Annotated in this window: 10 protein-coding genes and 2 tRNA genes; 10 read left to right on the plus strand and 2 right to left on the minus strand. The window is 73.3% G+C overall.

Translation table 11 applies throughout. The annotated features are described in order from the left end of the window. Nucleotides 1-16 precede the first annotated feature (16 nt). The 6 genes from ACF09K_RS26450 to ACF09K_RS26475 all read left to right on the plus strand — a co-directional run bounded on the left by ACF09K_RS26450 (nt 17) and on the right by ACF09K_RS26475 (nt 7,961). Nucleotides 17-88 (plus strand) — tRNA-Val (locus tag ACF09K_RS26450). 1,272 nt (nt 89-1,360) lie between these two features. Further along, complete coding sequence (locus ACF09K_RS26455; protein ID WP_392247335.1) at nt 1,361-2,650, plus strand: extracellular solute-binding protein; 1,290 nt, start codon at nt 1,361-1,363, stop codon at nt 2,648-2,650. Between the two features lie 14 nt (nt 2,651-2,664). Beyond that, complete coding sequence (locus tag ACF09K_RS26460) at nt 2,665-3,621, plus strand: carbohydrate ABC transporter permease (protein WP_392247337.1); 957 nt, start codon at nt 2,665-2,667, stop codon at nt 3,619-3,621. Continuing rightward, nucleotides 3,618-4,493: a carbohydrate ABC transporter permease gene (locus tag ACF09K_RS26465; RefSeq protein WP_392247338.1), complete on the plus strand. Its 876-nt coding sequence runs from the start codon at nt 3,618-3,620 to the stop codon at nt 4,491-4,493. The genes ACF09K_RS26460 and ACF09K_RS26465 overlap by 4 nt, the downstream gene beginning before the upstream one ends. Before the next feature lie 10 nt (nt 4,494-4,503). Further along, nucleotides 4,504-5,118 carry a hypothetical protein gene (locus tag ACF09K_RS26470; RefSeq protein ID WP_392247339.1) on the plus strand — a complete coding sequence of 205 codons (615 nt, stop codon included), beginning with the start codon at nt 4,504-4,506 and terminating at the stop codon, nt 5,116-5,118. Nucleotides 5,119-5,222: 104 nt separating this feature from the next. Beyond that, the gene (locus ACF09K_RS26475) at nt 5,223-7,961 is read left to right on the plus strand and encodes a Tat pathway signal sequence domain protein (protein ID WP_392247341.1); all 2,739 of its coding nucleotides are present in this window, start codon (nt 5,223-5,225) and stop codon (nt 7,959-7,961) included. 60 nt (nt 7,962-8,021) lie between these two features. Here the strand turns inward: ACF09K_RS26475 and ACF09K_RS26480 are convergent, their stop codons facing one another. Beyond that, entirely contained in the window at nt 8,022-10,370 is a 2,349-nt protein-coding gene (locus ACF09K_RS26480; protein ID WP_392247343.1) for an SCO7613 C-terminal domain-containing membrane protein, read from the minus strand. Between the two features lie 196 nt (nt 10,371-10,566). Between ACF09K_RS26480 and ACF09K_RS26485 the strand changes: the two genes are divergently transcribed. Continuing rightward, the gene (locus tag ACF09K_RS26485) at nt 10,567-11,013 is read left to right on the plus strand and encodes an SRPBCC family protein (RefSeq protein WP_392247344.1); all 447 of its coding nucleotides are present in this window, start codon (nt 10,567-10,569) and stop codon (nt 11,011-11,013) included. 39 nt (nt 11,014-11,052) lie between these two features. Then, a tRNA-Val gene (locus ACF09K_RS26490) sits at nt 11,053-11,124 on the plus strand. A 72-nt stretch (nt 11,125-11,196) separates the two neighbouring features. Here the strand turns inward: ACF09K_RS26490 and ACF09K_RS26495 are convergent. Further along, the gene (locus ACF09K_RS26495) at nt 11,197-11,922 is read right to left on the minus strand and encodes a 3'-5' exonuclease (RefSeq protein ID WP_392247346.1); all 726 of its coding nucleotides are present in this window, start codon (nt 11,920-11,922) and stop codon (nt 11,197-11,199) included. 191 nt (nt 11,923-12,113) lie between these two features. On the opposite strand from ACF09K_RS26495, the gene ACF09K_RS26500 reads away from it, so the two are divergent. Beyond that, on the plus strand, nt 12,114-12,680 hold the full coding sequence (locus ACF09K_RS26500) for a DUF4365 domain-containing protein (RefSeq protein ID WP_392247348.1): 567 nt from the start codon (nt 12,114-12,116) through the stop codon (nt 12,678-12,680). Further along, the gene (locus tag ACF09K_RS26505; protein WP_392247350.1) at nt 12,677-13,903 is read left to right on the plus strand and encodes a hypothetical protein; all 1,227 of its coding nucleotides are present in this window, start codon (nt 12,677-12,679) and stop codon (nt 13,901-13,903) included. Before ACF09K_RS26500 ends, ACF09K_RS26505 begins: the two co-directional genes overlap by 4 nt. Nucleotides 13,904-13,922: the final 19 nt, after the last annotated feature.

Below are 13,922 nucleotides of genomic sequence, written 5' to 3' on the forward strand. Positions count from 1 at the left end.
TGTACTTCCTGCGCCCGGGCGATTAGCTCAGTGGGAGAGCGCTTCGTTCACACCGAAGAGGTCACTGGTTCGAACCCAGTATCGCCCACCCGGCACGACGGCCCGTCTGCGACAGAGCAGACGGGCCGTCGTCGTGTGTGCGGGCCTCCCGACCCCGCGCAGCCCGCGAAGACCCGCACGTGCCGCGCCGCGGACAGGCGTGGCGCACGGTCCCCGCCGTGACGGGCGGCCCGTGACAGCGGCCCTCGGGCATCGCCCGCACCGGTCCCCTCCCGCTTTCCCGGTCCTGCGTTCGGCCCCTTGTGCCCGGTTCCGCGACCAGGACGTGCGAACGGCTCCCGTGCCCCGCCCTTCGCGCCCTGCCGCCGTCAAGCCGCCCGGCGGCCGGCTTCCGTCAGGGCGCCCGACGGCCTGTTGCGTCACGGCGCCCGACGGCCGACTCCCGCCTCCCGTCACCGTCTCCGGCGGTTGGCTCCCGGTGCATCGTCCGGTGGCCGGCTTCCGTCACGGCACTCGGTGGCCTGCTGCCGTCACGGCGCCCGACGCCCGACGGCCGTCTCCCGTCACCGTGTCCGGCGGCGGGTTCCCGGCGCGTCGCCCGGCGGCCGGCTTCCGGGGCGTCGCCCGGCGGCCGTTTGCTGTGTCCGGATTCGCCGATCGGCGGCCTCCGTGGTGAGGGTCATGCGTACCGGCGGGTCGGCCCCGGCGGGTCGGCCCGCCGGCGACCGGTCCCCGGCGCCGGTCCTCAGCGGCCGGTCCCGGCGTGACGGTCCTGCGCGCGGCCTTCGCAGTTCCTGCGTGTGGTTTCCTCGGGACCCCCGTGAGGCGGCCCGTGGCGAGGGTCTCCGTGGGGCCTCCGGGAGGCGGCCCGTGGCGGCGGGCCTCCACGGGTGGCCGTGACGGCCGCAGCGGGCCGGCCTGGCGCGGCCGGTCGACGTCGGGCGGTCCGGTGCCGCGGTGCCGCGGTGCCGGCAGGGCGGCCTCCGTCCCGCGCCCCGGCGTCGGAGCGCGGGACGAGGACCGATCCGAAGAGGGCGGCAGCCCGGCCGGCCGGAGACCGATCCGGGGCCGACGGCCCGGCCGGTCGTTCGGCCGCGGCAGGCGCGTTTCGGCCGCCCGCGCCAGCCGGGCGAAACCTCGGTCACTGTCCGGGCAGCCGAACGGCCGCCGCCCGACCTGCGCGTTCACCCTGCCGGCGGCACGATGTCGGTTCCACACCACCCCGGCGCCCCGCGGTCGTCGATCGAGAAATTCCTGTCCGAATCATTGACGCTCCCCCCACCCCCTCGTACCTTGTGCCAGCAAGCGCTTTCTTGAAACGATTCATGCAAGCGGCAACGACGCTGCGGGGAGGCCGGCTGTGGGAACCAGCGGGAATGTGGAGAGGCGAACGATCCTGAAGGTCGCGGGGGCCACGGCGGCGACGCTCGGCCTGGCCGCGACCACGGGTTGCGGGGGGAGTGGAGGCGCCTCCTCCGACGGGACGGTGACGCTCCGTTACGCGTGGTGGGGCGGCGAGCCGCGCACCATTGCGATCAAGAAGACGATCGCACTCTTCGAGAAGAAGTTCCCGAAGATCAAGATCAAGCCTGAATTCACCGACTACGAGGCGTTCTGGGAGAAGTTCCAGACCCAGGCCTCCGGCGGGAATCCGCCGGACGTTTTCCAGAACGCGGTCGGTTTCCTGCGCAAGTACGACAAGCGCGGCGTTCTGATGGACCTCAAGTCGCAGGCGGACGCGGGCAATCTGAGCCTGGAGAACTTCCGCAACGGCGTTCTGGCGAACGGTCAGGTCGACGGCAAGCAGATCGGCGTCCCGGTCGGCGCCAACACCATGTCGCTCGTCATCGACCTCAACGCCTTCAAGAAGGCGGGCGTCGAGGCGAAGTTCGGCTGGACCTGGGACGAGTACTTCGACGCGCTCCAGACGATCCAGGACAAGCTGAAGATCGCCGGCGACACCGGCTACTTCAGCATCATGTACCTCTACGACCTGTACCTGCGCCAGAACGGCAAGGCCTTCTTCACCGACTCCGACCTCGGATTCACCGAGGACGACCTGACGCAGTGGTGGGAGGACGGCTACAAGCGCGTGAAGTCCGGGCTCGTCGCCGACCCGAAGAAGGTCGAGCAGGCCAAGCCCAAGTCCGCGCTCTCGGCCGGCCTCGCCGCGTCCGAGTTCACCTGGGACAACTTCTCCATCCGCTACCAGGGCGAGGGCGAGTCGGACTACGGGCTCGCGCCGATCCCCACCCGGGACGGCAAGAACACCGGCCAGTACCTCGGCTCGCTGATGCTCAGCGCCTTCTCCGGGACCAAGCACCCCAAGGAGGCCGCGCAGTTCATCGACTTCATGGTGCACGACCCCGAGGTCGGCAAGATCATGGGCTACGACCGCGGCATCCTCGCCACGACCGAGCAGTACGAGGCGTTCACGCCCACCGACGACAACAACAAGGGCGTCAAGGCGTACGAGGAGGAGGTCGCCGCGGCCGGCGTGCTCGGGAAGATCACCCCGCACCCGTCCGGCGCCGACGTCATCGAGGCAGCGTTCCTGCGGCTGGGCGGTGAGGTCGCCCAGGGCAAGTCCAAGCCGTCCGCCGCCGCCAAGGCGCTGTTCAGCGAGGCCAAGGCCGCGTTCGCGGGCTGAGGGGACCTACCATCATGACGCTCGTCAAGGAAGCGCCCGCGCGCCCGGCCGGGAAGCGGCCCGCCGCCCCCGTCGCCGGGCGGCGCGGGCGGCGCCGCGAGAACCTCGCCGGCTATCTCTTCATGTCGCCGTGGATCGCGGGGTTCCTGCTGCTCACGGCGGGGCCGATGATCGCGTCCCTCTACTACGCGTTCACCAGCTACAACCTGTTCACACCGCCCCGGTGGGTGGGGCTGGACAACTTCACGACGATGTTCGAGGACCCGCGCTGGCAGAAGTCGGTGCAGGTCACGCTCAAGTACGTCGTCGTGGCCACGCCGCTGAAGCTGCTGCTCGCGCTCGGCGTCGCGCTGCTGCTCGCGCAGAAGCGGCGCGGCCAGGGCCTGTACCGGGCCGCGTTCTACATGCCCTCGCTCATCGGCGCCAGCGTCTCCGTGGGCTTCGTGTGGCGGGCGCTGTTCTCCGACGACGCGGTCGTGGACCGTACGCAGAAGATCTTCGGTCTCGACGTGGGCGGCTGGATCGGCAACCCGGACTACGTCCTCTACGCCCTGGTGGCCCTGAGCATCTGGCAGTTCGGCGCACCCATGGTCATCTTCCTGGCCGGCCTCAAGCAGGTTCCGCGGGAGCTGTACGAGGCCGCAGAGATGGACGGGGCCGGACCCTTCCGCAGGTTCTGGAACGTCACGCTTCCGATGATTTCCCCGGTGCTGTTCTTCAACGTGCTGCTGGAGTCCATCCACGCGTTCCAGGTGTTCGGCTCCGCGTACGTCGTCTCCGACACCCGGTGCGGGCCCGCCGACGCCACGCTGGTCTACACCTGTTACCTCTACCAGAAGGGCTTCAAGGAGGCCCAGATGGGCTTCGCCTCCGCGATGGCCTGGACCCTGGTGGTCGCGGTGGCGCTCGTCACGGCGGTCCTGTTCTGGTCGCAGAAGAAGTGGGTGCACTACGAGGAGGCCGCCAAGTGACCACCGCCACCAGCCCCGCCGCGCGTACCGCGAACGAGCGGCGGCGCACCGGATCGCTCGCCTGGCACGTGGGCGCGCTCGCCGTCCTCGCGGTCGTCCTGTACCCCGTGGTCTGGGTGGTCGGCGCCTCGTTCAAGCCGAGCAAGGACATCATCGCCAGCCTCGACCTGCTGCCCACCGAACCGGTCCGGGCGAACTTCTCCGGACTCGCCGACGGCATCTCGGGCATCTCCATCAGCAGCTTCTTCGTCAACTCGCTGATGTACGCGGTCCTCGCCGTGGCCGGTGTCGTGGTGTCCAGCTCGCTGACCGCGTACGCCTTCGCCAAGATCCGGTTCGCCGGCCGGAACCTGCTGTTCACGCTGATGATCGGCACGCTGCTGCTGCCGTACCACGTCCTGCTCATCCCGCAGTACGTGATGTTCCGCAACCTGGAGCTCGTCGACACGCTGGTGCCGCTCGTCGCGGGCAAGTTCCTGGCCACGGAGGCGTTCTTCGTCTTCCTGATGGTGCAGTTCATGCGCGGGCTGCCGCGCGAGCTGGACGAGGCCGCCAGACTCGACGGCTGCGGTCACCTGAGGACCTACTGGTCCATCGTGCTGCCGCTGTGCCGGCCGGCCATCATCACCAGCGCCATCTTCACCTTCATCAACGCGTGGAACGACTTCATGGGGCCGTTGATCTACCTCAACACCCCCGAGAAGTACACCGTCTCGCTCGGCCTGATGATGTTCCGCGACCAGGAGGGCGTCTCCAACTACGGCAGCATGATCGCGATGTCGCTGGTGGCGCTGGTGCCGGTCATCGCCTTCTTCATGGCCTTCCAGCGCTACCTCATCGACGGTATGGCGACGTCCGGACTGAAGGGCTGAGGCGGTCACCGTGGCGCAAGCACGCGTGAAGGAGCGCGCCCCGCGCAAGGGGCGCCCGCGCGGGGAGTCCGTGTTCGGCGAGCGCTTCGCGGTGTTCGCCGAGTGCCTTCTCACCGGCGTGTGGATCGCCGTGGCCTGCCTCGGGGTCGTCACCTACCCCGCCGCCTTCGCCGCCGGCGCCCGGCACCTGCGGCGGCGTACGCGTCACGAGGACGGCGGCGGGCGGGAGTTCGTCACGGACTTCCGGGCGGCCCTGCGCCGCGGCTGGGCCGTCGGGCTCGCCGGGTGGGCGGCGGGCGCCGCGGTATGGGTGGACGTCCAGGCCGCGCGGGCCGGGCTGCCCGGCGGGCCGTTCGCCGGAGCCGTCGGCCTGTTCGCGCTGATCGGCCTGACCGTGGCCCTGCTGCGGGCGACGGCCGTCTGGACGCCGGGAACCTCCTGGCGGAGCGTGCTCGCGGACGCCGGACGGCGGACGGTGCTCGACCCTGCCGGGTCCTTCCTGATCGTCTGCGGGCTGGGCGTCGTGGCCCTGTCCGCCCTGTTCGTCGCGCCGCTGGCGGTCCCCGTCCTCGGGGCCGTCGCGGCGGCGGCCGTCGCCGTCGAGGAGCGTCACCGGCGCCGCTGACGGGCGCTGCTCCCCCTCCGGGCCGGCGCCCCGCGCGCCGGACCTCGATCTGTCATGCCCCTGACCACCCCCTGCATTCCGCACGGAAGGAAAGGCAGCATCCCATGTCTCCCATCCCCCGCAGGTCCCTCCTCAAGGCGGCGGCCGTCGCCGGAGCCGCCGCACAGTTCTCCTGGGCGCTAGGGACGAAGAACGCCGAGGCGGCCCCCGCGGCGGCCTCCGCGGACGCCGACCCGGTCACCCTGGACTGGCTGGAGGACGGCGGCCTCGGCGCCGCCCCCGGCTCCACGCTCGGCGTGCCCTGGCCGATGGGCGTCCACCGGGAGGACCAGACCTTCGCGCTGACGGACGCCGACGGCAGGGCCGTCCCCGTGCAGTCCTGGCCGATCGCCTACTGGCCGGACGGCTCCCTCAAGTGGACCGCCCACGCCGTGAGTTCGGGCAACGGCAAGCTCACCCTGGCCGCCGGCGCACCGGCCGCCCCCGCCAAGAAGGTCACCGTCGACAAGAGCGGCGGCACCATCGACGTGTCGACCGGCGTCATCACCGCGAAGATCGGCAAGTCCGGCGCCACCCTCGTCAAGTCGGTCACCCGCGGCTCCACAGAGATCGCCAGGAACGGCCGCCTCGTGCTCATCCGGCAGCCCGAGATCGAGGACGGGGACCAGGCCGCCGTCAGGACCGAGCGCTTCGACGGGGCCGTCGACGCCGTCACCGTCGAGCAGGAGGGCCCGGTCCGCGCCGTCGTCCGCATCGACGGCAAGCACCGCAAGGGCAGCCGCAGCTGGCTGCCCTTCTCGATCCGCCTCTACTTCTACGCGGGCGCCGACTCCTTCCGCATGGTGCACACCATCACCTACGACGGCACGCAGGAGCCCGGCAAGGCCAGTGGCGACTTCATCCGCGGCCTCGGCGTGCGCTTCACCGTCCCGATGCGCGACGCGGCCTACGACCGCCACGTCCGCATCGGCGGCGAGGGCACCGGCCTGCTGCGCGAGGCCGTCAAGGGCATCACCGGACTGCGCCGCGACCCGGGCGCGGCCGTGCAGGCGGCCCAGTACGCGGGGGAGAAGCTGCCCGACCCGGCCACCTGGGACCAGCGGGTCACCACCCGGCTGCAGTACATCCCCGAATGGGGCGACTACACCCTGTCCCAGCTCTCCGCCGACGGCTTCACCGTGCGCAAGCGCACCAAGAAGGGTCACGGCTGGATCGGCGCCGGCGGCGGCGGACGCGCCTCCGGCTTCGGATACGTCGGCGGGGCGAGCGGCGGACTCTCCTTCGGGCTGCGGGACTTCTGGGAGAGGTTCCCCGCCCAGCTCGACATCCGCGACGCCCAGACCGAGGAGGCCGAGGTCACCCTCTGGCTCTGGTCGCCCGAGGCGCAGCCCATGGACCTGCGCTTCTACCACGACGGCATGCAGCAGGACACCTTCCCCGAACAGCTCGAGGGCCTCAACATCACCTACGAGGACTACGAGCCCGGCTTCGGCACCCCCTACGGCATCGCCCGCACCTCCGAACTCCTCTTCTGGGCCAACGAGTCGACGCCGACCCCCGCCCGGCTCGCCGAGCAGGTCGAGGCGGTCCGGGTGCTGCCCCAGCTCGCCGCCCCGCCCAAGCAGCTCATCAAGGCCCAGGTCTTCGGTCCCGGCCTGTACTCCGAGCCGGACCGCTCCACCCCCGCCAAGGCGAAGATCGAGGACCACCTCGACTTCCTCTTCGCCTACTACAAGGACCAGGTGGAGCAGCGCCGCTGGTACGGCTTCTGGGACCACGGCGACATCATGCACACGTACGACACCGTGCGCCACCAGTGGCGTTACGACATCGGCGGCTACGCCTGGGACAACTCCGAACTGTCGCCGGATCTCTGGCTCTGGTTCGCGTACCTGCGCAGCGGCCGGTCGGACATCTTCCGCTTCGCCGAGGCGATGACCCGGCACACCGGCGAGGTGGACGTGTACCACCTCGGCCAGTGGGCCGGCCTCGGCACCCGGCACGGCGTCCAGCACTACGCCGACAGCGCCAAACAGCAGCGCATCGCCAACACGACGTACCGCCGCTACTACTACTTCCTCACCGCGGACGAGCGGGTCGGCGACCTCATGCACGCCAACGTCGACTCCGACGAGACGTTCCTCGTCCTGGACCCGATCCGCAAGATCCGCACCGAGCCGTACACCCCCGACCGGCACGCCCTGTCGATCGGCTTCGGCACGGACTGGAGCGGCCTGGTGTCGGCCTGGCTCACGGAGTGGGAGCGCAGGGGCCCCAAGTGGGAGAAGGCCAGGGCGCGCGTGCTGTCGACGATGGAGACGATCGCCGCCCAGCCCAACGGGTTCGTCCAGGGCACCGGCCTCTACGACCTGGACACCGGGAGGTTCGCCGTCGCCGACGAGCCCGCCGTCGGCGTCTCGCACCTCTCGGCCGTCTTCGGCCTCAACGAGCTGTGCGCCGAGCTCATCCACCTCGTGGACATGCCGAAGTTCGACGAGGCCTACTTCGACTACTGCCGCTACTTCAACGCCACCAAGGCCGAGCAGGCGGCCCGCTACGGCTCCCACTTCGGCACCCTGCTGCTGTTCCAGGGCCACTCCCGCCTCGACGCGTACGCCGCCGTGCGGACCGGGGACGACAAGCTCGCCAGGCGGGCCTGGGAGAAGTTCTACAACTCCGACGGCTACAAGGAGTCCGCGCCCTGGAGGACGGAGGCCCTGAGCGGGCCCGTCACCCTGGTGCCGGGCAGCGAGGCCGCGTGGGTGTCCACCAACGACACCGCGCTCTACGGCCTCGCCGCCATCGAGAACCTGGCACTCCTCGGCGACAGGATGCCGTCGTAGGGAAGCCGCGGGGAGCCGGTCCGCGCGGGACCGGTTCCCCGAAGGCGGTTTCCTCGCGGGCTAGTTCAGCCTGCCCAGCACCTCCCGCACGTGCCGGACGTCCCGCAGCCGCCGCTCGTAGGTCGCGCCCACGGCGAGCAGCAGGATCCCGGCGAGCGCGGGGGGCACCCAGCGGGGCAGCGCGTCGGCCACCTGCACCAGGTAGGGGGCCAGTTCGTGGAGGGCGTCCAGCACCAGCACCGAGCCGCCGAGGAGCAGCGGGGCCCGCAGCCGGTACCGGGCGCCGAGCAGCGTGACCAGGAGGGCGGCCGCGCCCAGCAGCAGCGGGCGCGGCCACTCCGGGTCGCGCCAGGCCGCGGCGAGGCTCGGCACCAGGGTCGCGGCCAGGCCGGGGCCGTAAGCCGTCCACGACCGGGTCAGCGGATCGCGGCGGCGGCGCCAGGCGCCGACGAGCAGGGCCGGGACGGTCACGGGAAGCGTGTACGCCTCCGGGGTGGTGACGTCCCAGGCGGCGAGCCTGACCCAGGCGGCCAGCAGGAACAGGGCGGCGGCCGGGTACGCGGCCCGGCGCCGGTCGGACCGGGCCGCCGTGCCCGCGGCGATCGTGGCGCAGGCCGCCAGCACCGTGGCCAGCACCGGCGCGTCGGTCACCGCCAGGCCCAGGGCGAGCAGCGCGGCGGCGGCTCCCGCCGTCTCGACCGGCACGGTCGCCGGTGACGCGCCGAGCCGGGCGGCGGTCAGGGCGGCGGCCGCGGGCACGCAGAGGACGAGCAGCGCCGTGTGGGACGGCTGCCAGCCCGCCGCGGCGCCGGTCGCGACGGCCAGCGCGGTGGCGTACCCGAGGGCGGCGGGCGCCGCGACCGGGGTGAGGCGGGGCCACCGGGACGCCGCCGCGCACGACACGGTCAGCGCCGACAGGACGGTCAGGGTCGCCGACTGCGTCGCCAGGGAGAGGAACGCCAGGTGGAGCGACCCGGCCAGGGCCGGCCACGGCGTCGGCAGGAGGACCGCCGCCACCGTCAGCGCTCCCGGCACCGCCAGGGCCGCGACGTAGGGGAGTCCGAGCACCGCGGGGAGGGCCGCGCAGCCCGCCCAGGCCAGGGCCAGCGCTCCGGTCCGCGCCCACGGCCGCCGGGCCTCGTGCCGCCCGGCCAGGAACAGGACGCCGGCGACGGTCACCAGGACGAGGAGGGCCTGCCCCGCGTACGGCGGCCACGGCGTGTGCACGGTGACCGCGGCGCGGGCGTCCGACGGCTCGCCCCACCAGGGGCGCTCCGCCCAGCCGAGCGGTCCCAGCAGCGTGACGACCACCAGCGGCACCGCCCACAGCAGCGCGAGGGCCTGCACGGCGGCGGCGGCCCGGACCAGCCCCTGCCGCACCGGCTCGGGGAGCCGGTGCGCGCGCACCGCCGCCGACAGCGCGACGCCGAAGGCCAGATGGACCGGGACCGCCCAGCCCGCGGGCAGGGCGGCCCGCAGCGGGCCGCCGGCCGCCGCCACCAGCAGCAGGCCCCCGGCGACCGCCGTGCCCGCCGCCACGCCCGGCTCCGGCAGCCGCGCGGCCGCCACCAGGGCGATCACCGCCGCGAAGGCGAGGAGCACCGCCGCACGGGCGGCGGCGCCCGGACCGGCGGCCGTCCACGACAGCCAGCCCGCCGCCAGAACACCCCAGCCGCCCAGGCCGTACCCGCAGGCGGTGGCAGTCACCCGGACGGCACCGCCGGCAGCGACGGCACCGGCCGGCAGCACCAGCGCCAGGACCGTGTCGAGGCCGGCCGTCACCAGCAGCGCCGTCCCCACCGCGTGGGGATCAGCGCCCGCCGCGACCGCCCAGAGGACCAGGGGGAACTGGGCCGCCACCAGCGCGGCGGGCAGCGGCAGCCGCAGGGCGCCGAGACCGCGGCCGTACGCCGCCCAGAGCCCGGCGAGCACCGCCGCCGCGCCCGCCGCGTAGCCCGTGCCGTCGGTGCCGGTGAGGGCCGCCTCGTGCAGGGCGTAGGCGTCCAGCACCGTCAGGGCCAGGCCCAGACCGGCCACCGACTCCGCCGTCGAGCGCAGTCCGCGGCGCAGCAACGGCAGCGGGGCGGCGAGCACCGCCAGCGTGACCGTGCCGAGGACCAGGGCCCGCCCGGTGATGCCGAGGTGCCCCCAGCTGACGAGCGTGAACGCGATCGCCGCGACGGTGAGCAGGATGCCGCCGAGCAGCAGGAGCACGTTCTGGACCCGCGGGGCGCTCGCCTCGGGGCGGGGCACGGTCGGGGGCAGGGGCGGCGCGGCCGGGATCGGCGACCGGAGCGAGGCGACCAGCCAGGCGCGGCGCGCGAGCAACTGGCTGCGCCGGGCGTCCAGTTGCCACAGCTCCGCGTCGAGGAGCCGCAGCTCCTCGGCCGGGGGCGGAAGGGGCGTCATGGAACGGAGTGTGGCCCGCGCCACGCCGCGGGGCATGAGCGTGGCTACTCAGGACGTACTCAGATCCCGGCCGGTGCGGTCGCTCCGGCCGGTCCGGTCGTGCCGGCCGCCTGGCCGCCTGGCCGTCCGGTCGGTCCGGTCGCCGGGCCGGTCCGGTCGCGCGGTCGTTTCGCCCTGTGGCGGGCACACTCGACGCATGGACCGCAACCACTACCGTTTCCTCAGCCGGTGGCCGCTGCCCGCGCCGCCCGCCGCCGTCCACGCGGCGCTGGAACGGGTCGAGGACTATCCGCGCTGGTGGCCGCAGGTCCGCGAGGTGACCCGGCTCGACGGCAGCACCGGCGTCATCACCGTGCGTTCGTTCCTGCCGTACCGCCTGACCTTCACCGTGCGGGAGGTGCGGCGCGACCCGGCGGCCGGTGTGCTGGAGACCGCGATGACCGGGGACCTCGAGGGCTGGGCGCGCTGGACGGTCACCGCGCACGGCTCCGGGAGCCTGGCCCGGTACGAGCAGGTCGTCGACGTCACCAAGCCGCTGCTCAGGAGGTTCGCCGTGCCCGGGCGTCCGCTGTTCCGCGCCAACCACCGGCTGATGATGAGGGCCGGGCGCCGCGGCCTGCTCCGGTATCTCGAAGCGGTTTGAAGGAACCCCGAGGGGACCTGTATTGTTCAGTCCGTTCCCGGGCGATTAGCTCAGTGGGAGAGCGCTTCGTTCACACCGAAGAGGTCACTGGTTCGAACCCAGTATCGCCCACCGGGAAAGGCCGGTCCGCAGCACGCGGACCGGCTTTTTGCATGACCCCCGCGAGCCGGGAGGGCGCCCTCCTCACGCCGCCGCCGACAGCGCCGGGCGCAGCGGCCAGGACGTGTCGACCGTCTCGGGGGTGCCGCTGCGCGCGAACCACGCCTGGAGCCCGCGGGCCTGCGCCGCGTGCCAGGAGGTCTGGAGCGCGTGCAGCTCGGCGGGGGACAGCCGCTCCAGCCGGGCCGCGAAACGCCGGCCCAGCGCCCGTACGACCTCCAGCGCGGCCAGCGCGTCCGCGGCCGCGTCGTGCGCCTCGGCCAGCGTCACCTCGTAGTGCCCGCACAGGTCGGTGAGCGTGCGGCGGCCCTTGCGGTAGCGGTCCAGGTGCTTGTCCAGGACCCGCGGGTCCAGCACCCGCAGCGGCGCCTGCTCCAGCCAGTGGCCCAGCGTGGACGCACGGTGCCGGCGCAGCTCGCGGTCGAGCAGCGTCAGGTCGAACGGCGCGTTCATCACCACCAACGGCCGTCCCGCCGAAGCCTGTTCGCCGAGGAGTTCGGCTATCTCGTACATCACCGGCGCCGGCCAGCGGCCGTTGCGCTGGAGGTGTTCGTCCGTCAGCCCGTGGACCGCCGTCGCCCCTTCGGGCACCGGTACGCCCGGGTTCACCAGCCACCGGCTCACCCGGGGCCGGTGGCCCGGCGCTTCCTGCACGACCAGCGCGGCCGACACGATCCGGTCGGTCTCGACGTCGACGCCCGTCGTCTCCGTGTCGAAGGCCGCCAGCGGGCCCTCGTACCAGCTCGTCATATCCACCAACCCCTCACTCACCCAGGACAGCCGATGTCCCGTTCCCTGCCCATCCGGTGATACCCGGGCTGTTTGCGCCGTACGCCGCGAGGAGACAACAGGAGTACGGGTCTTACCAGTTCAGGGGCCCGGCGCGACGTTCTCCCGGTCCCCGGCACGGGGATCCTCATTGCTCGGAAGGCTGTTGGGTCATGGTGACAGCGCAGCCCGAACGGGGCGGGCTGCTGCCCGAACTCACGGGCCCCCCTCGCGGATCACTCGCCACCACGGCGTGCATGGAGACACTCCAGGTGGGCTATCTCCACGCGGTCGCCGCGGCCGCGGGCTGTTCGCTGTCCCAGCCGTTCCCCGACAACGGCATCGACTGGCACGTCAGCCACAGCGCCCCCGGTCACACCGTCGACGACGAGGTGACCATCAAGGTGCAGCTGAAGGCCACGTACCAGCTGCCGCCCCGCCCTCCGGGGCACTCCTTCTCCTTCACGCTGGACAACGACCACCTGCGCAAGCTCGCCCGCACCCCGGTGTCGGTCCACAAGATCCTCGTCGTGATGATCGTCCCGCGGTCGCGGGACCAGTGGCTGCGGGCCGGACACGACCGGCTCGACCTGCGGCACTGCTGCTACTGGGTCAACCTGGCCGGGCATCCGGTCACCGGCCGGTTCCGGACCAGCGTGCGCGTCCCGACCGCGCGGATCTTCGACGACCGGGCGCTGTGCGAGATCATGACGCGGGTCGGGACGGGAGGCAGACCATGACGCACCGCCCCCCGGAGGAGCACCCGGGGCCGGTACGGCCGCACCCCGTCGACTCCTCCTGGAACCGGCCCCCCGGGGCCGCCGACGTCGACCCGGCCGTCCTCGGCGCCCTGCTGCGCCGGCACGGCTGGCAGCGCCGCGGCGGTGCCGCCGGCCGGTACGGCCGCTGGACCCCGCCCGGTCCGGGCGGCGCCGCGACCAGCCTGCTCGTACCGGAGAACCGCGCCTACCCCGACAGCGACGACCTGCTCGGCGAGGCGCTGCTGGCGCTGGAGCGCAGCCAGACGCCCGCCGCCCGCGAGGTGCTCCTCGCCCTGGCCGTCCCGAGCGACGAGATCCGCTGGTGGCGGGAGACCCCGTCCGGGCCCGCCGAGGCGGCCGGAACCGCCTCCTGGGCGGTCGAGGACCGGCTGCGCGACGCCGCCCGGCAGATGCTGCTCGCCGGCGCGCTCGCCACCCGCGCGCGGGCCGGCTACCACGGTGCCCGGCACCGGCGGTCGGCCGGCGCCCTGCTGGAGAGCGTCCTCGTCGGCACCGCCGCCGACGGCCGACGGCTGACCGCCTTCGCCCCCGTCGGCCCGGCCCGCCCCCTCGCCGTACGCCTCCACCAGGCGCTGCACGCCGTCCGCGAGGCCATCGACTACCGGCGCGCCACCGGCGGCATGGACGCCTTCGACAGCGCCGTCGAGGCCGGTGCCAGCCGTGAGCTGGCCGAGGCGATCGTCGCCCTGGTGCAAGGCACCGAGGGAGCCCGGATCGCCGTCGAGTGGGCGCCCGCCGCAGGGGTCCCCGAGGGCTGTGCGGCCGGTGCCGGCCCCGTGGAGTTCTCCCCCGGGGACCTCGCCGCCCTGCGCGAGGCGGGCGCCCGCTACCTGCGCGAGGAACCCTCCGTGTCCGTGCGGATCACCGGCGCCGTGGTCCGGCTGCACAGGTCGGGGCCGCGCGGCGAGGGCGGCGTACGGCTGCGGGTGCTCGCCGGGGCCGAGGTCCCGCACGTCCGGCTCACCCTCGACGAGGAGGACTACCGCATCGCCGGCCAGGCCCATCTGGTCGGACTGCCGGTGCGGGTGCGGGGCCGGCTGGAGAGCCGGGGCGGTTTCCGCAGGCTGACCGGCGTCCGCGGCGTGGTCCCGGTGCAGGTGGACGACGCCGGACGGGACCGGCTGATGAAATCGCTCCAGGAGAACCTGGACTTCTTCGGGGAGGCCTGCGGAGGGGAATGATTTCGCGGAGGGTGCTCCC

It is taken from the genome of Streptomyces sp. NPDC014882, assembly GCF_043081325.1.
Classification (GTDB): domain Bacteria; phylum Actinomycetota; class Actinomycetes; order Streptomycetales; family Streptomycetaceae; genus Streptomyces.

Bases quoted from the DNA above. Each gene is read 5' to 3' on its own strand.
- ACF09K_RS26460 (WP_392247337.1), top strand. From the start codon at position 2,665: ATGACGCTCGTCAAGGAAGCGCCCGCGCGCCCGGCCGGGAAGCGGCCC.
- ACF09K_RS26480 (WP_392247343.1), bottom strand. From the start codon at position 10,370: ATGACGCCCCTTCCGCCCCCGGCCGAGGAGCTGCGGCTCCTCGACGCG.
- ACF09K_RS26505 (WP_392247350.1), top strand. From the start codon at position 12,677: ATGACGCACCGCCCCCCGGAGGAGCACCCGGGGCCGGTACGGCCGCAC.
- ACF09K_RS26475 (WP_392247341.1), top strand. From the start codon at position 5,223: ATGTCTCCCATCCCCCGCAGGTCCCTCCTCAAGGCGGCGGCCGTCGCC.
- ACF09K_RS26500 (WP_392247348.1), top strand. From the start codon at position 12,114: ATGGTGACAGCGCAGCCCGAACGGGGCGGGCTGCTGCCCGAACTCACG.
- ACF09K_RS26495 (WP_392247346.1), bottom strand. From the start codon at position 11,922: ATGACGAGCTGGTACGAGGGCCCGCTGGCGGCCTTCGACACGGAGACG.
- ACF09K_RS26485 (WP_392247344.1), top strand. From the start codon at position 10,567: ATGGACCGCAACCACTACCGTTTCCTCAGCCGGTGGCCGCTGCCCGCG.